The sequence below is a fragment of the Kluyvera fluvialis genome (assembly GCF_059725275.1).
Window position 1 is genome coordinate 4,914,980 of the sequence record NZ_AP046142.1, and the last position, 17,785, is coordinate 4,932,764.

The window sequence follows — 17,785 nt, forward strand, 5'->3', positions numbered from 1 at the left end:
GTTATTTCATCCTGACAAGGGTAAATTTAAAATATTTTATCGCTCGCTCTCTTTTTCACCAATTTGTGCATCAATACGCCGTAAAAAGCCTGAACTGCTGTTTTTAACACCGATTCAGCACATCAAATGGCATACTAAAGAAAGATAAATAATAGGAATGGCATTTATGTCTCTAAGCGCACAGCAACTAGCTGCTCAAAAAAACATCTCATGGGTCCTGGCTGAGAAAATAGCTCAGAAGATATTAACCGGCGAGTATCCGCCGGAAAGCATCCTCCCCGGAGAAATGGAGCTGGGTGAGATCTTCGGCGTTAGCCGAACAGCCGTCCGTGAGGCGGTGAAAACCCTCTCAGCGAAAGGGATGCTACTTCCTCGCCCGCGCATTGGCACTCGCGTAATGCCGCAGGCACACTGGAACTTCCTTGATACCGAGCTACTCTCGTGGTGGTTGACCGCTGATAACTTCCAGGAGGTCATGCGGTATTTCCTGGTTTTACGTCGCAGTCTTGAACCCCAGGCTTGTCTGTTAGCAGCAACACTGGGCACAGCCGAACAGAAAGCGCATCTCAATACATTAATGGAAGAGATGGCTACGCTGGAAAACGAGTTCGACCGCGAGCGTTGGATTGATATCGACACCTCCTGGCATGAGCACATCTATGAAATGAGTGCCAACCCGTTCCTGACCTCGTTCGCCAAACTCTTCCATTCGGTGTATCACACCTACTTTACCTCTATTACAGAGGATGAAGTTATTGAACTGGCAAACCACCAGGCCATTGTCGATGCCATTCAGGAAGGTGATGCTCAGCAAGCGTTGATTGCCTGCCAGGCTTTATTGAATGCTCCACATATTCGGGCTGCTGAATAAAGGACAGCGAATGACAGAGATTAAAGCGCGCAGCATGGCGGGGCTACCGTGGATAGCCGCCATGGCCTTCTTTATGCAGGCGCTGGACGCCACCATACTGAATACCGCCCTTCCGGCGATTGCACACAGCCTTAATCGTTCCCCGCTAGCGATGCAGTCCGCCATTATTAGCTACACCCTCACGGTGGCGATGCTGATTCCGGTAAGCGGTTGGTTGGCTGACCGCTTCGGGACTCGGCGTGTCTTTATGTTGGCGGTGAGCTTGTTCACGCTAGGCTCATTGGCCTGCGCGCTATCGACCTCGTTAGGCGAGTTGGTTGTCTTTCGTATTATTCAGGGGGTTGGCGGCGCGATGATGATGCCCGTCGCCCGTTTGGCGTTACTGCGCGCCTACCCGCGCAGTGAGCTACTGCCGGTGCTTAACTTCGTCACCATGCCTGGGCTGATAGGGCCCATTCTTGGCCCAGTATTAGGCGGTGTTTTCGTTACCTGGGCCAGTTGGCACTGGATTTTCCTGATTAACATTCCGATTGGCGTGGTGGGTATGCTGTACGCCCGCAAATATATGCCAAATTTTACCACTCCGCGTCGGCGCTTCGATTTAGCTGGATTCTTTCTGTTTGGTTTAAGCCTGGTGCTGTTCTCTATTGGTATGGAGCTGCTCGGCGAGCAAATTGTCTCTGGCTGGGTAGCGTTAATGGTGGTGTTGTTCAGCATTATCCTGCTGCTTGCTTATATTCGCCATGCGCGCAAACATCCTACCCCGCTGATCTCACTCTCATTATTTAAGACCCGCACGTTTTCGGTGGGGATCGCCGGCAATCTGGCGACGCGTCTGGGCACTGGCTGTGTGCCGTTTTTAATGCCACTGATGCTCCAGATTGGCTTTGGCTACCCAGCGTTGATCGCCGGATGCATGATGGCTCCCACCGCAATAGGTTCGATAGTGGCGAAATCTACCGTCACCCAAGTGCTACGCCGTTTTGGCTATCGAAAAACATTAGTGGGTATCACGCTGTTTATTGGTTTGATGATTGCACAGTTTTCAATGCAGTCCCCGGCCATGCCGGTATGGATGCTGATTCTGCCGCTGTTTGTGCTGGGGATGGCGATGTCTACACAGTTCACCTCGATGAACACCATTACGCTGGCAGACCTGACTGACGACAACGCCAGCGGCGGCAATAGCCTGCTCGCCGTTACGCAGCAATTGTCGATAAGCCTTGGGGTGGCTATCAGCGCTGCGGTGCTTCGCTCGTATCAGAGCCTACAAGGGGCGACGACTATCGATCAATTCCACTACACCTTTATCACCATGGGCGTTATCACGGTGATATCGGCGTTAGTGTTTATGCTATTAAAAGCAAAAGATGGCCGAAACCTGATTAAAGAAAAGCACTAGCCTTAAACGGAACCGCGAACCACCAGCTCGGGCGTCAACTGCATACGCTGCTGTTTTTGTCCGGGCTGGGCGATACGATGGATCAATACATCAATAGCCAGTTCACCCAGTTCATCTTTCGGTTGATGGATTGTCGTTAGCGGCGGCGTCATATAGCGCGCCAGTTCAATATCATCGTAACCAATCACCGCCATATCCTGCGGGATACGCAGCCCCGCCTGATATAACGCCTGGTAGACACCAACCGCCATCGCGTCATTGCCGACGAATACCGCGTCTGGACGCACCGGATGCGCCAACAGTTGTTGCATCGCCTCCAGGCCACCGCCGAATTCAAAGTTACTGGTGATTTCGTAGCCATCAGGAATAGGTAGCCGTGCGTGTTGCATCGCCTCTCGATACCCTTCCAGACGCAGGCGCGCAGGGGTTTTATCCAGTGGCCCGGCAATACACGCAATGCGCGTATAACCTTTCTCAATTAAATAACGCGTCGCCATATCGCCGCCCAGCAGCGAATTGTCCTGAATCAGATCGCTGTCGCCGTCGAACGGCGCCCAGTCCATCATCACTGAAGGTATAGAAGGATAGCGCTGCATAATCTCCAGTGACGGCTGGTGCGTTTCCGTACACAGCAGGAGCAGCCCATCGACGCGTTTTTGCATCAGCGTCTCCAGGTTGCGGTTCATTCGCTGTTCGTCGCCTTCGGTATTGCATAACACCAGGCTGTAACCGCGCTCAAAGCAGCTACGTTCCACACCGCGCACCAGCTCAGAGTAAAACGGGTTGGTACTGGCGGTGATCAGCATTCCAATGGTATGGGTCTGATTAAGTTTGAGGCTACGCGCCAATGCAGATGGCGCGTAGTTGAGGCTTTTGATTGCCGCGTCAACTTTCTCGGTAATGGCATCACTGACATACCGGTCTTTATTAATGACGTGAGATACCGTGGAGGTGGAAACGCCCGCCAGGCGAGCAACATCCTTCATCGTGGCCAAGCATTACCCCTGTTGACGTAAAAAATCGTCTATCTCTTCACGCCAGGGAACAGAAGGCTGTGCCCCTTTGCGTGTTACAGCGATAGCCGCAGCCGCATGAGCAAAACGCAGCGCATCGGCCAGTGGGGTCTCTTCCAGCAGCGCGGTCATCAGCGCGCCATTAAAGGTATCCCCGGCGGCAATAGTGTCGATAGCCGGCACTCTAAAACCCGCGACGCGGCGGCCTTCGCCTTTAACGCTGGCCCATACGCCACGGCTACCGAGAGTAATAATGACAGTATCAATGCCCTTATCATGCAGCACTTGCGCCGCTTTCGCTGCGTCATCGTCATTTTCAACCCGCACGCCGGTCAGCTTCTCTGCTTCCGTTTCGTTCGGAGTGATGATATCCACCAGCGCCAGCAGTTCATCCGATAGTTCGCGCGCCGGTGCTGGGTTTAACACGACAGTAGTGTGATTCTGGTGAGCGATTTGCGCAGCCAGCAGGACGCTGTCTAACGGCGATTCCAACTGCATCAGCAGTGCACTGGCTTGAGCAATTCTCTCACGCTGAGCTTCAACCAATGTTGTCGAGAGCGCCGCGTTCGCACCCGCGTGGATACCAATGACGTTTTCGCCTTCGCCATTAACAAAAATCAGCGCGACGCCCGTGGATTCACCGGCAACGGCGCTCACTGGCGCAATGTCAATGTGGTCGGTTTCTAGCTGTTTACGGATACGTTCGCCAATATCATCATCGCCAGTACAGGCAATAAACGCGATATCCGCGCCGCTACGCCCAGCGGCGACCGCCTGGTTAGCGCCTTTGCCGCCAAAAGCAACTTGATAATGGTTACCGGTGACGGTTTCGCCAGGCGTTGGGAAAGATTCAAGATTGAGAATGTGATCGGCATTAATGCTGCCCAGGACGACGAGTTTACCTGCGGTTTTCATTTTCAGAGTGTCCATTAAGATGCGCCACCGATAAACCGGTGGCGCGTGCCCTGCTTTATCTTATAGATGTTGTCCCTCAGGCTGTGAGAGCCTGAATCGCATTCGCGTTATTACTGCTTGATAACCAGCTTCAGGTCAACAGGATATTTAGCCTGTACTTTTTCGCCTTTCAGAACTTTGTCTGCGGTTTCAACACCTTTCGCGCCGATCTGGTCCGGTAACTGAGCGATGGTCGCCGCCAGCTTGCCGTCCTTAACCGCTTTTTCGCCATCTGGCGTACCGTCAAAGCCCACCACCATCACGTCAGATTTACCGGCAGTTTGCAGCGCACGCAGTGCGCCCAGCGCCATTTCATCGTTCTGTGCGAATACGGCTTTCACATCTGGGTGCGCGGTCAGCAGGTTCTGCATCACGTTCAAGCCTTTAGTACGGTCAAAGTCTGCTGGCTGGCTAGCCAGTACATTGAATTTGTGTGCGGCAACCGCCTGCTGGAAGCCTTCACCACGCTCACGGGCGGCAGATGTCCCGGCAATCCCCTGCAATTCAATAACTTTAGCGCCTTCACCTTCTTTCTTAGCAATGTAGTCGCCAGCGATTTTGCCGCCAAGTACGTTATCGGACGCGATATGGCTGACTACTTCACCTTTAGACGCGACACGGTCAAGGGTAATAACCGGAATTTTCGCCTGGTTAGCCATCTTGATAGCGTTACCCACAGCGTCGGAATCCGTTGGGTTGATCAGCAGAATTTTAGTGCCACGAACGGTTAAATCCTGAACGTTAGCCAGCTCCTTCGCCGGGTTGTTCTGTGAATCCAGAACCACCAGGTTGTAACCCAGTTTATCGGCTTCTTTCTGTGCGCCGTCTTTCAGGGAAACAAAGAACGGGTTATTGAGCGTTGAGATAACCAGCGCAATAGTATCTTTCGCCATTGCGTTCGCACTTACGGTGGCGCTCAGCGCAACCGCAGAAACCAGGGTAGCCAGTTTTTTCATGTTCATATCTAAGATGTCCTGTAGTGTCGTTAGTTACTGCTTTTTGTTGTCCACCAGCACCGCCAGCAAAATCACCACTGCTTTCACGATCATCTGGTAATAAGAAGAAACACCTAACAAATTCAAGCCATTGTTCAGAAAACCAAGAATCAGCGCACCGATAAGCGTACCGACGATACGCCCCTTACCGCCCGCGAGGCTAGTACCGCCCAGCACGACCGCCGCAATGGCATCCAGCTCGTAGCCCGTCCCCGCCGTTGGTTGTGCCGAGGAGAGACGCGCCACTTCAATAATGCCCGCCAGTGCCGACAATAACCCGCACAAAGAGTAGACGATAATTTTAACTTTATTCACGCTAATGCCGGAAAGACGCGTTGCCGCCTCGTTACCGCCCAGCGCATAAATATAACGGCCCAGACGCGTGTGGTGCAGCATGTACCAGGCAGCCAGGAAGACAATCGCCATGATCCACACCGGCGTAGGAATCCCCAGTGGGCGGCCAATACCGAACCAGCCAAAGACATCGGCGTTATCCGTAAACCCGGTGTTGACCGGGCTACCGTTGGTGTACACCATCGTTACGCCACGCAGCAGCAGCATCATCACCAGAGTGGCGATAAATGCCTGTACGCGCCCTTTGGCAACAATAACGCCAGTAACGGCCCCGATTGCGGCACCTAATGCGAGTGCGGCAGCAACCGCCACCAGCGCATTGACTTCGATGCCGACAATCGACGCGGCGACCGCGCCGGTCAACGCCAGCAAGGAACCGACGGACAGATCGATCCCCGACGTTAAAATGACCAGCGTCATCCCAACCGCCATGATCGCATTCACGGAGGTTTGCTGAAGGATGTTGAACAGGTTATTGACGGTAAAAAAGTTCGGGCTCATGGTCGATACAATCGCTATCAGCACCAGCAGGGCAATCAGCGATTTTTGCTCCAGCAGCCATGCTTTAGTGAAATAGCGGCGACCCGCCACAGACTGGGTTGTCATCTTTTTTACTCCTGGTTCACGCGGTTAAGCTTGCCCACAGCGGCAGCCATTAATACTTCCTGGGTGGCCTGCTCGCGTGAAAACTCACCGCCGAGATGCCCTTCATGCATCACAATAATGCGATCGCTCATCCCCAATACTTCCGGCATCTCAGACGAAACCAGAATAATACTCAGGCCATCGGCCTTAAATTGGTTGATCAACTGATAAATCTCTTTCTTTGCCCCTACATCAACGCCGCGCGTTGGCTCATCGAGGATCAACACCTTCGGGCGCGTCATCAGGCCACGCGCGATGGCAACTTTCTGTTGGTTACCGCCGGACAACAGCCCGATGGCTTGCTCCATAGATGGCGTCTTAACGTTAAACAAGCGGATAAAATCACCCACCGCCTGCTGTTCATCTTTGTGTTTCAGGCTACCGCCGGTACGGCTGAAATAGCGCAACGCGGTCAGCGACATGTTCTCTTTCACCGACATGCCGAGCACCAGTCCATCGCGTTTACGGTCTTCGGAGATATACACAATGCCGTTCGCCAGGCCGTCCTGCGGTGAGCGCGTCACCACTTCATGACCATCGAGCGTGACGTAACCGCTGCTGCGCGGTAACGCACCGTACAGCACTTTCATTAACTCGGTACGCCCGGCCCCCATCAGCCCAGCGACACCAAGAATTTCGCCTTTACGCAGGGTAAAGGTGACGTTTTCAACGCCCGGCCCGCACAGCGCATCAACTTTCAGACGTACGTCACCCGGTTCTTTATCCAGATGCGGGTACTGATCTTCCAGCTTACGGCCCACCATCATTTCGATCAGCCGATCTTCATCAAGGCTTGCCACTTCGCGCTCAGCAATAAACTGCCCATCACGGAACACCGTCACGTCATCGCAAATCTCGAAGATCTCTTTCATACGGTGAGAAATATAGACAATGCCGCGCCCCTGCGATTTCAGTTCGCGAATAACGCGGAACAGGGATTCCGTTTCGGTATCGGTCAGCGCATCGGTCGGTTCATCCATAATGATGACCTTCGACTCAAAGCTCAGTACCTTGGCGATTTCCACCATTTGCTGGTCGCCGATGGAGAGGTCGCCCACCAGGCGGTCGCTGCTAAAGCGCAGGTTCAGTTTCGCCAGCAGCACGTTCGCTTCGGCGTACATCTTTTTCCAGTCGATTTTGCCAAAGCGATTCACAAACTCACGGCCAAGGAAAATGTTCTCGGCAATTGTCAGTTGGGGAATCAGGTTCAGCTCCTGGTGGATGATGCCGATACCGGCTTCCTGGGAGGATTTCGGACCGTTGAAGGTCGTCTCTTTGCCCAACCACAGCAATGAACCGGCATCACGTTGATAGATACCGGTCAGCACTTTCATCATGGTGGATTTGCCGGCGCCGTTCTCACCTACCAGCGCCATCACGCGCCCGGAGTAAACGTTCAGCGCCGCACCGGAGAGGGCTTTTACGCCAGGGAACGATTTATCGATCCCTTTTAATTGTAAGAGTGCGTCCATGATGGCCTCAGAAGGTGACGCCAGCACAGAGAATAATATTCGCATACGGGGAACACTCCCCGCTGCGAATCACCGCCTGACTGTCTGCGGTTTGTTGTTTGAACTGCTCATGTGAGACGTAACGAATATCAATGGTGTTTCCCTGGTGTTGTTGCAGCTGCTCAATATGCTTGAGCAACGTTTCGTGGAACTGCGGATTATGCTGTTGAATTTCCGTCGCGAGAATGGCGGCCTCGACCTGCATCTCCTGAGTGACCACGCCCAGCACCTGCATAAAGGTAGGGACGCCCTGGGTTAACGCCATATCAATGCGCGAAGTGCTACGTGGAATGGGGAGACCCGCATCACACACGACCAGGGTATCGGTATGGCCCAGACGGGAAATGACCGATGAGATTTCAGAATTGAGTACCGTGCCTTTCTTCATTTTGTTTTCTTGCTCCACTAGCGAAACGTTTCGCTGTTATAAGTGTAGCCGTAAGAATGCACCGATAACCATTGGCAGGTTATAGAAATGTGATCGCCATCGAAACGTTTCGCAAGATGAGAGGAAAGAGAGAAAAAACGCCCTCCGTCAAAACGAGGGAGGGCGTGATAAGCATTAGATTTCGACCTGAGTACCCAGCTCGATAACCCGATTCGGCGGGATTTCGAACTGATCCGGCGCGCGCAGGGCGTTGCGTTGCAGCAGTAGATACAACTTACCGCGCAGGCGCAGATACCACGGACGTTTACCGACAATCAGCGACTCGTGCGACATAAAGAACGAGGTTTCCATCATTCGGCAGCTCAGCCCTTCCAGGCCACAGCGGTGGAACACCTCTTCAACGTTTGGCGTTTCACGCCAGCCGTAGCTCGCAACCACACGCCAGAAAGTCGGCGATAGCTGTTCTATCTGTACACGACGCACATTGTGAACGTACGGCGCATCTTCCGTGCGCAGCGTCAGCAGGATAACGCGCTCATGCAACACCTTATTGTGTTTAAGGTTGTGCAACATGGCGAACGGAATAACGTTCAGCGCGCGCGACATATACACCGCAGTGCCTGGAACGCGTACCGGCGGCGATTTCTCTAAAGAGGCAATCATCGCTTCCAAAGAGTTACCGTGCTCATGCATACGGCGCAGCAGACGGAAACGCTCGCTTTTCCAGGTGGTCATGATGGTGAACATGATAAGACCGAGCGTTAGCGGCAGCCAACCACCGGAGACAATTTTATCAAGGTTCGCCGAGAACAGCGGGATATCCACACACAGGAACGCCACCAGAATCAGCGCGACAAAATACTTGTTCCAGTGCCAGTTTTTACGCGCCACGGTGGTGGAGAGAATAGAAGTCAGCACCATAGTGCCAGTTACCGCGATACCGTACGCCGCCGCCAGGTTGCTGGAGTGCTCGAAGCTGACAATCACCACCACAACCGAGAAGTACAGCAGCCAGTTGATAAACGGAATGTAAATCTGGCCGGACTCCATTTCTGAGGTGTGAATGATGCGCATCGGTGACAAATAGCCCAAACGCACCGCCTGACGCGTCAACGAGAAGACCCCAGAGATAACCGCCTGTGACGCGATAACGGTCGCCAGCGCGGCAATAATCAGCAGCGGAATCAGCGCCCAGTCAGGAGCCAGCAGGAAGAACGGGTTTTTAATCGCTTCTGGGTGTTTCAACAGCAGCGCGCCCTGGCCGAAGTAGTTCAGCACCAGAGACGGCAATACCACCGAGAACCACGCGAGGCGAATCGGCAACTTACCGAAGTGGCCCATATCGGCATACAGCGCCTCTACCCCAGTAATCGACAGCACCACGGCGCCTAGCGCCACAAAGGAGACCGTTTTGTACTCAAGGAAGAAGTGCACCGCCCACATAGGGTTTAGCGCCTGTAGCACTTCAGGGTTGGTGATAATACTGCGTAGCCCCAGCACAGCGAGGATCAGGAACCAAATCAGCATAATCGGCGCAAAGAGTTTGCCGACCATTCCCGTGCCGTGCTTTTGAATCATAAACAGCAGCGTCAGTACCATAATGGAAAGCGGCACAATCCAGCTATCGAGCTGCGGCGCGACAATTTCCAGACCTTCAATCGCCGACATCACCGAGATGGCCGGGGTTATCACCACTTCGCCATAGAAGAAGCTGCCGCCGATTAGCCCCATAATCACCAGCACTGAGGTCATCCGCGCCGAGGTATTACGCCCGGCAAGTGACATCAGCGTCAGGATACCGCCTTCACCCGCGTTATCTGCACGCATGACGAAAGTCAGGTACTTAATGGAGACAACAAAAACCAGCAGCCAGAAGATTAATGACAAAAAGCCAAAAACCGCGTCACGTTCGACACCAAAACCAAACTGACCGGACAAACATTCACGAAGCGTGTAGAGAGGGCTGGTACCAATGTCGCCGTATACCACGCCGATTGCAGCGAGTGTTATCGCTGATAGAGATTGTTTCTTATCAGTGCTCATAGACTAGTCTTTCGTTTATGAAACAAATGTGTGCCTAGTCCCTTGGCCCACTAAAAGCGCACAGTATGCACGATTAACAGTAAAATCGTACCCCTTAATTACCTCATCTTAATCTGGCTCAAGCAATTGCGAGTTCTATTCAAGCTATTCACCTCGAGACTTAAACGACTATACTCAGCCAGTTAGCCGGACAAACGGCGAAAGGACGCATGTTAATTATGGCCCAACCACATTTATTAGCCGAAAGAATTTCGCGGTTAAGTAGCGCGCTGGAAAAAGGTCTTTTCGAACGCAGTCATGCGATTCGTCTATGCCTGTTAGCGGCGCTGAGCGGCGAAAGCGTGTTTTTACTTGGCCCGCCAGGTATCGCCAAAAGTTTGATAGCCCGCCGTCTGAAATACGCGTTTCAGCACGCCCGCGCGTTCGAATATCTGATGACGCGCTTCTCCACGCCGGAAGAGGTGTTTGGGCCGCTGTCTATTCAAGCGTTGAAAGATGAAGGCCGTTACGAGCGCCTGACCGCAGGCTATTTACCGGAAGCCGAGATAGTCTTTCTGGATGAAATCTGGAAAGCAGGCCCGGCCATCCTCAACACCTTACTGACGGCGATTAACGAACGCCACTTCCGCAACGGCGCAAGCGTCGAGAAGATCCCTATGCGTCTACTGGTGGCTGCCTCGAACGAACTACCGGAAGCCGAAAGCAGCCTCGAAGCGCTATACGACCGTATGCTGATTCGTCTGTGGCTCGATAAAGTGCAGGATAAAGGGAATTTTCGCTCAATGCTGATTAGCCAGCAAGATGAGAGCGGCGACCTGATTCCCGCCAGTTTACAGGTGACGGATGAAGAGTATTTCAAATGGCAGCAAGACATCGGTAACGTCAAATTACCGGATGCCGTCTTTGAGCTGATTTTCACCCTGCGTCAGCAGTTAGATAATCTGCCCAGCGCGCCGTACGTTTCCGACCGACGCTGGAAAAAAGCCATTCGTCTGCTGCAAGCCTGCGCCTTTTTCAGCGGCCGCGATGCGATCGCACCTATCGATCTGATCCTGCTTCAGGAGTGCCTGTGGCACGACGCAGAAAGCCGGAATTTGCTGCAACAACAGATAGATATTTTGATGACCGGACATGCGTGGCAGCAACAGGCTATGCTGAATAAGTTGGGCGCAATCACGCAACAGCGCCTTCAGCTACAACAGCAGCAAAGCGACAAAACCGCGCTGAAAGTCATCCGCCTGGGAGGCATGTTCAGCCGTAAACCGCATTACGAACTACCGCCAGAAATCCAGTCGCCGACGGTGACACTGTTATTGCAAAAGCCGCTAAAACTGCACGATATCGAGGTGATTCATATCACTTTCGAACGCCAGGCATTAGCAAACTGGCTGGAAAAGGGCGGGGAGATTCGCGGCAAGCTCAACGGTATCGGCTTTGCGTTAACGTTGAATATGGAAGTCGATGGCGCTCAGCATCTGGTGGTGCGCGACGTGAGCCTGCAAGGATCGCGCTTGTCACTACCAGGCTCTGAAACACCGGAAAATATGCCTGCCGAGATTCGCCAACAGCTGGATGCCCTGAACGAAGAGTGGCACCAGCAGCACAACCGCTTTAGCGAGCAGCAAAAATGCCTGTTTATTAATGAAGAGTGGTTGGGGCGTATTGAGGCCAGCCTGCAAGATGTCGCCGCGCAAATCAAACAGGCACAGCAATGCTGACCGTTGATACGCTCAACGTCATGTTAGCGGTCAGCGAGGAGGGGATGATCGAAGAGATGATCATCGCCCTGCTGGCTTCGCCACAGTTAGCGATTTTCTTTGAGAAATTCCCACGTTTAAAAAGCGCTATCACCGATGATCTGCCTCGTTTGCAAGAAACGTTCAAGAACCGGCTGAAAAGCGTGCAGATTTCGCCAGAACTGGAAGAAGAGGTGATTTGCTATCAGCAAAGCCAGCTCTTATCCACGCCACAATTTATTGTGCAGTTACCGCAAATTCAGGCGCTGCTAACACGCGTACAGTCACCTTATGCCGCGCAGGCACAGCACTTGGTCGCCAACAACAGCACGTTTACCCCAGCGCTGCATACGCTGTTTCTTCAGCGCTGGCGCTTAAGCCTGGTGGTGCAGGTCACGTCGATTAACCAGCAACTGCTGGAAGAAGAGCGTGAACAACTGCTCAGCGAAGTGCAGGAACGGATGACCCTCAGTGGCCAGCTTGAGCCGGTGCTGGTGGAAAACGACAACGCTGGTGGGCGGCTGTGGGATATGAGCGCAGGCCAGCTTAAACGCGGTGACTATCAGCTTATCGTCAAATACGGTGATTTTCTTAGCCAGCAGCCGGAGCTTATGCGCCTGGCCGAACAGCTAGGGCGCTCCCGACAGGCCAAATTAGTGCCCAAGAAAGATGCACCGATGGAAACGTTCCGCACGTTAGTGCGCGAGCCTTCTATTGTTCCTGAGCAGGTTGACGGTATCCAGCAAAGCGATGATATCTTGCGTTTGCTGCCGACGGAGCTGGCGACACTGGGCATTACCGAGCTGGAATATGAATTTTACCGTCGGCTGGTGGAAAAACAGCTACTGACCTACCGCCTGCACGGCGAAACCTGGCGGGAAAAAATTACCGAGCGTCCGGTCATTCGTCAGGATGAAGACCAACAACCGCGCGGGCCGTTTATCGTCTGCGTCGATACATCCGGTTCGATGGGCGGCTTCAATGAACAGTGTGCAAAAGCCTTCTGTCTGGCCTTGATGCGCGTCGCGCTGGCGGATAACCGCCGTTGCTACATCATGCTGTTTTCTAACGAAGTGGTGCGCTACGAGCTAACCCACACTCAGGGGCTGGAGCAGGCGATTCGCTTTTTAAGCCAGCGTTTTCGCGGCGGCACAGACATGGCGAGCTGTTTTCGCGCGATCCTTGAACATCTACAAAACCCACAGTGGCAGGATGCCGACGCGGTAGTGATTTCCGACTTTATCGCTCAAAGGCTGCCGGATGAGGTAGTGAAAACGGTGGCGGATTTACAGCACAAGCATCAGCACCGATTTCATGCGGTGGCGATGTCTGCACATGGCAAACCCGGCATCATGCGCATCTTTGATCATATCTGGCGCTTCGATACCGGGTTGCGTAGCCGCCTGCTGAGACGCTGGCGGCGTTAATATTAAAGAAGAGAAGTGATGCTTTCGCGCACCTGGGTAGGCCACACACCGCACTGCACCTGGCCGATATGCGAGAGTTGCAGCAACAGCATGGTCAAGCGTGACTGACCAATACCACCGCCGATAGTCTGCGGCATCTCGCCGCGCAACAGCGCCTGGTGCCATTCAAGCTGGAGACGATCCTCATCGCTGGTCAGCGCTAACTGGTGTTTCAGCGCTTTTGCGTCAACGCGAATCCCCATTGAAGAAAGCTCAAACGCATCTTCAAGAATAGGGTTCCACACCAGAATGTCACCGTTCAGACCGGCAAAGCCGGACGCGCTCTGGGTACTCCAGTCGTCGTAGTCTGGCGCTCGCACATCGTGGCGATGGCCATCAGATAATTTACCGCCGATCCCAATCAGGAAGACCGCGCCCAGCTCTTTGGCGATGGCGCGTTCGCGCCCTTTGGCGTCCAGCCCCGGATAGCGGCTCAGCAGTGTTTCGCTGTGAACGAAGTGAATCTGTTCTGGCAGGAACGGTGTCAGACCAAATTCTTTACTCACAGCGGCTTCCGTTTCTTTGATTCCCGCCCAGATAGCCTGCACGGTGCTTTCCAGCGTACCGATATGGCGCTCATCATCACCCATCACGCGTTCCCAGTCCCACTGGTCAACGTAAACGGAGTGAATCGGAGAGAGTCGGTCTTCATCGGGGCGAAGGGCTTTCATGTGCGTGTACAGCCCTTCGCCCGCGCTGAAGTCGTGTTGTCCCAGGGTTTGACGCTTCCATTTCGCAAGTGAATGAACCACTTCGAACTGGGCGTCTGGCAGTGCTTTCACTTTCACCTGAACCGCCTTCTCGCAACCAGACAGGTTATCCTGCGTCCCATCCCCCACGCGGCTTAAGATAGGAGCCTGAACTTCAATAAGCCCCAGCTTCTCTTCCAGCTGACGGGAAAAATAGGATTTAACGAAACTAATCTGGCGTTGTTTTGCGATGTATGCGGTTTTCATTATTTTTACTCCTGCGTCCTGTTGCCATTGATTAAGCAACAAAAAGGGGCATCAATTCAATAATCAAACAATAAAAAGCCTTACTCACTTTTGATTCGATAAAATAAACAGCTAAAATAGAGTGAATCATCAATCAGCATAAGAAAAACCTATGGAAAATTATCAGATCGACAATCTGGATCGCGGCATCCTTGAAGCATTGATGGAAAATGCCCGCACCGCCTACGCCGAATTAGCCAAACAATTCGCCGTTAGCCCTGGAACTATTCACGTTCGCGTAGAGAAAATGAAGCAGGCGGGGATCATTACCGGCGCGCACGTCGATGTTAGCCCTAAACAGTTGGGCTACGACGTCGGCTGCTTTATTGGCATTATTTTGAAGAGCGCCAAAGACTACCCTTCCGCACTCGCACGCCTGGAAAGCCTGGACGAGGTAACTGAGGCGTACTACACCACCGGCCACTACAGCATCTTTATAAAGGTGATGTGTAAGTCGATCGACGCCCTTCAGCAGGTACTTATCAACAAGATCCAAACAATTGATGAAATTCAGTCCACTGAAACATTGATCGTGCTGCAAAACCCGATTATGCGTACCATCAAGCCGTGATCGGTTTTTTTAATCCCATACTTTTCCACAGGTAGATCCCAGCCCCTTCACAGCGTACAATACGCCTTCTTTATAAAGGTGGGCAGCATGGCAGATATCACGCTTATCAGTGGCAGTACGCTTGGCAGTGCGGAATATGTAGCAGAACATCTGGCTGAAAAGCTGGACGAGGCTGGTTTTTCCAGTGAAATGCTGCACGGCCCGATGCTGGATGAACTTCCGAGTGAAGGAATTTGGCTGGTGGTTAGCTCCACGCACGGTGCAGGTGACATTCCTGACAACCTGCAACCTTTATATGATGCATTGCGTGAGCAAAAACCGGATCTCTCAGGGGTTCGCTATGGTGCGATAGGTATCGGTAGCCGCGAATACGACACTTTCTGTGGCGCAATCGACAAATTAGACGCCGAACTGAAAGCCTGTGGAGCCAAACAGATTGGCGAGACGCTCAAAATAAACGTGCTGGAACATGAAATTCCCGAAGATCCGGCCGAAATTTGGTTGGGATCCTGGCATCTTTTGCTCAGAGATTTGTAAAGATCGACATTTATTGTGTGGATAACTATGGGTAAAAGCTTGGATCAACCGGTAGTTATCCAAAGAATAACCGTTGGCTAGTTTTTGCCCTGTGCATAACCCTCCATTTTGATCCCAGCTTATACTGACCAGGATCACCGATCATTCACAGATAACGATCCGCCTTAAACAGTTGATCTTAAAATGCGGATCGCACTTATCCACAGACATTAGCGATCCTAATAAGAGATCACAATAAAACAGATCTCTAAATAAAAAGATCTTCTTTTTAATACTCAAGATCCGGACTCTTTCTCCATCGACTAAAGTTGAGTAGAATCCACGGCCCGGGCTTCAATCCATTTTCAAACCGCTTTACGCGAGGCAAACCACCATGTTTTATCAGGATCCTTTTGACGTCATCATCATTGGCGGGGGTCATGCAGGCACTGAGGCCGCGATGGCCGCAGCGCGTATGGGTCAACAGACCCTGCTTTTGACACACAATATCGACACGCTAGGGCAGATGAGCTGCAACCCGGCGATTGGCGGCATTGGGAAAGGACACCTGGTAAAAGAAGTGGATGCGCTTGGCGGCCTGATGGCAACAGCAATTGACCATGCGGGTATCCAGTTTAGGATACTAAACGCCAGCAAAGGCCCAGCCGTTCGGGCAACCCGAGCGCAGGCGGATCGTGTGCTCTACAGACAAGCCGTGCGCACTGCGCTTGAGAATCAACCGAACCTGATGATTTTCCAGCAGGCGGTGGAAGATCTGATCGTCGAAAACGATCGTGTGGTTGGTGCGGTAACCCAGATGGGGCTTAAATTCCGCGCTAAAGCGGTTGTACTGACCGTCGGGACGTTCCTCGATGGCAAAATTCATATCGGTTTGGATAACTACAGCGGTGGCCGTGCTGGCGATCCGCCATCTATCCCGCTGTCTCGTCGTCTGCGTGAACTGCCGCTGCGCGTAAGCCGTCTGAAAACTGGGACGCCACCGCGTATCGACGCGCGTACTATCGATTTCAGCGTTCTCGCTCAGCAGCACGGCGATAACCCAATGCCTGTTTTCTCATTCCTCGGCGAGGCATCTCAGCATCCGCGTCAGGTTCCGTGCTACGTCACCTATACCAATGAGAAAACACACGACGTTATTCGCAATAACCTCGATCGCAGCCCGATGTATGCTGGTGTGATTGAAGGGATCGGCCCACGTTATTGCCCGTCTATCGAAGACAAAGTGATGCGTTTTGCCGATCGTAATCAGCATCAGATCTTCCTTGAGCCGGAAGGGCTGACCTCTAACGAAATTTATCCGAACGGGATCTCCACCAGCCTGCCGTTCGATGTGCAAATGCAAATTGTCCGCTCCATGCAGGGAATGGAAAACGCGAAGATCGTTCGTCCTGGTTATGCCATTGAGTATGACTTCTTCGATCCACGTGATCTGAAACCAACGCTGGAGAGCAAATTCATCCACGGCCTGTTCTTTGCTGGCCAAATCAACGGTACAACCGGTTACGAAGAGGCTGCTGCGCAAGGTCTGCTCGCCGGTCTGAATGCTGCTCGTTTCTCTGCTGAGAAAGAGGGCTGGGCGCCACGTCGTGATCAGGCTTACCTTGGCGTACTGGTAGACGATCTGTGTACTCTGGGGACTAAAGAACCGTACCGTATGTTCACCTCACGTGCGGAATACCGCCTGATGTTGCGTGAAGACAACGCCGATCTGCGTCTGACCGAAGCGGGTCGTGAACTGGGTCTGGTGGATGATGTTCGCTGGGCGCGTTTCAATGAGAAGCTGGAAAATATCGAACGTGAGCGCCAACGTCTGAAATCAACGTGGGTTGCGCCATCTTCTGAATCTGCGGGCGAAGTGAATACTCACCTGAGCGCGCCGTTATCGCGCGAAGCCAGCGGTGAAGATCTGCTGCGCCGCCCGGAAATGACCTACCAACAGCTGACGGCATTAACGCCGTTCTCCCCTGCACTAGAAGACTCGCAGGCGGCAGAGCAGGTTGAGATTCAGGTTAAATACGAAGGCTATATCGCGCGTCAGCAAGACGAGATTGAAAAGCAGCAGCGCAATGAAAATACCCTGCTGCCAGCGACGCTGGATTATCGTCAGGTGAACGGCTTGTCTAACGAAGTGATTGCTAAACTCAACGATCACAAACCCGTTTCGATAGGCCAGGCATCGCGTATCTCCGGGATTACTCCAGCCGCTATCTCCATTCTGCTGGTATGGCTGAAGAAGCAAGGTTTGCTGCGCCGTAGCGCATAATCAATCGAATAATGCCCGGTGGCGCTACGCTTACCGGGCCT

15 protein-coding genes are annotated in these 17,785 nt (G+C 52.8%); 7 read left to right on the forward strand and 8 right to left on the reverse strand.

Annotated elements, in window-relative coordinates:
- Nucleotides 1-166: 166 nt before the first annotated feature.
- Together AC6I4B_RS23185 and mdtD are read left to right on the forward strand one after the other, a co-directional pair.
- On the forward strand, nt 167-871 hold the full coding sequence (locus AC6I4B_RS23185) for a FadR/GntR family transcriptional regulator (protein ID WP_497768482.1): 705 nt from the start codon (nt 167-169) through the stop codon (nt 869-871).
- 10 nt (nt 872-881) lie between these two features.
- Nucleotides 882-2,273: a multidrug transporter subunit MdtD gene (mdtD, locus tag AC6I4B_RS23190; RefSeq protein WP_497768483.1), complete on the forward strand. Its 1,392-nt coding sequence runs from the start codon at nt 882-884 to the stop codon at nt 2,271-2,273.
- Between the two features lie 2 nt (nt 2,274-2,275).
- Here the strand turns inward: mdtD and rbsR are convergent, their stop codons facing one another.
- From rbsR to kup, 7 genes are all read right to left on the reverse strand, one after another.
- Entirely contained in the window at nt 2,276-3,268 is a 993-nt protein-coding gene (rbsR, locus tag AC6I4B_RS23195; protein ID WP_497768485.1) for a ribose operon transcriptional repressor RbsR, read from the reverse strand.
- A 3-nt stretch (nt 3,269-3,271) separates the two neighbouring features.
- Complete coding sequence (gene rbsK / locus AC6I4B_RS23200) at nt 3,272-4,201, reverse strand: ribokinase (protein ID WP_497768486.1); 930 nt, start codon at nt 4,199-4,201, stop codon at nt 3,272-3,274.
- Nucleotides 4,202-4,311: 110 nt separating this feature from the next.
- Nucleotides 4,312-5,202 (reverse strand): ribose ABC transporter substrate-binding protein RbsB, encoded by an 891-nt coding sequence (gene rbsB, locus AC6I4B_RS23205; protein ID WP_497768487.1) that lies wholly within the window; start codon nt 5,200-5,202, stop codon nt 4,312-4,314.
- Between the two features lie 27 nt (nt 5,203-5,229).
- The gene (gene rbsC / locus AC6I4B_RS23210; protein WP_065357329.1) at nt 5,230-6,195 is read right to left on the reverse strand and encodes a ribose ABC transporter permease; all 966 of its coding nucleotides are present in this window, start codon (nt 6,193-6,195) and stop codon (nt 5,230-5,232) included.
- Nucleotides 6,196-6,200: 5 nt separating this feature from the next.
- Nucleotides 6,201-7,706 carry a ribose ABC transporter ATP-binding protein RbsA gene (rbsA, locus tag AC6I4B_RS23215; RefSeq protein ID WP_497768489.1) on the reverse strand — a complete coding sequence of 502 codons (1,506 nt, stop codon included), beginning with the start codon at nt 7,704-7,706 and terminating at the stop codon, nt 6,201-6,203.
- Nucleotides 7,707-7,713: 7 nt separating this feature from the next.
- Nucleotides 7,714-8,133 carry a D-ribose pyranase gene (gene rbsD, locus AC6I4B_RS23220; protein ID WP_497772296.1) on the reverse strand — a complete coding sequence of 140 codons (420 nt, stop codon included), beginning with the start codon at nt 8,131-8,133 and terminating at the stop codon, nt 7,714-7,716.
- 174 nt (nt 8,134-8,307) lie between these two features.
- Nucleotides 8,308-10,176, reverse strand: coding sequence for a low affinity potassium transporter Kup (gene kup / locus AC6I4B_RS23225; protein ID WP_497768491.1), 1,869 nt, complete (start codon nt 10,174-10,176; stop codon nt 8,308-8,310).
- 218 nt (nt 10,177-10,394) lie between these two features.
- Here kup and ravA point away from each other — a divergent pair, with 218 nt between their 5' ends.
- Together ravA and viaA are read left to right on the forward strand one after the other, a co-directional pair.
- On the forward strand, nt 10,395-11,894 hold the full coding sequence (ravA, locus tag AC6I4B_RS23230; protein WP_497768492.1) for an ATPase RavA: 1,500 nt from the start codon (nt 10,395-10,397) through the stop codon (nt 11,892-11,894).
- Nucleotides 11,888-13,339, forward strand: coding sequence for an ATPase RavA stimulator ViaA (viaA, locus tag AC6I4B_RS23235; RefSeq protein WP_497768494.1), 1,452 nt, complete (start codon nt 11,888-11,890; stop codon nt 13,337-13,339). Before ravA ends, viaA begins: the two co-directional genes overlap by 7 nt.
- A 2-nt stretch (nt 13,340-13,341) precedes the next feature.
- Here viaA and asnA read toward each other — a convergent pair whose 3' ends face one another.
- Nucleotides 13,342-14,334 carry an aspartate--ammonia ligase gene (asnA, locus tag AC6I4B_RS23240; protein ID WP_497768495.1) on the reverse strand — a complete coding sequence of 331 codons (993 nt, stop codon included), beginning with the start codon at nt 14,332-14,334 and terminating at the stop codon, nt 13,342-13,344.
- Nucleotides 14,335-14,485: 151 nt separating this feature from the next.
- Between asnA and asnC the strand changes: the two genes are divergently transcribed.
- The 3 genes from asnC to mnmG all read left to right on the forward strand — a co-directional run bounded on the left by asnC (nt 14,486) and on the right by mnmG (nt 17,744).
- Nucleotides 14,486-14,944, forward strand: coding sequence for a transcriptional regulator AsnC (gene asnC, locus AC6I4B_RS23245; protein ID WP_497768497.1), 459 nt, complete (start codon nt 14,486-14,488; stop codon nt 14,942-14,944).
- A gap of 87 nt (nt 14,945-15,031) precedes the next feature.
- Nucleotides 15,032-15,481 (forward strand): FMN-binding protein MioC, encoded by a 450-nt coding sequence (gene mioC, locus AC6I4B_RS23250; protein WP_497768498.1) that lies wholly within the window; start codon nt 15,032-15,034, stop codon nt 15,479-15,481.
- Between the two features lie 373 nt (nt 15,482-15,854).
- Complete coding sequence (mnmG, locus tag AC6I4B_RS23255; protein ID WP_497768500.1) at nt 15,855-17,744, forward strand: tRNA uridine-5-carboxymethylaminomethyl(34) synthesis enzyme MnmG; 1,890 nt, start codon at nt 15,855-15,857, stop codon at nt 17,742-17,744.
- Nucleotides 17,745-17,785: the final 41 nt, after the last annotated feature.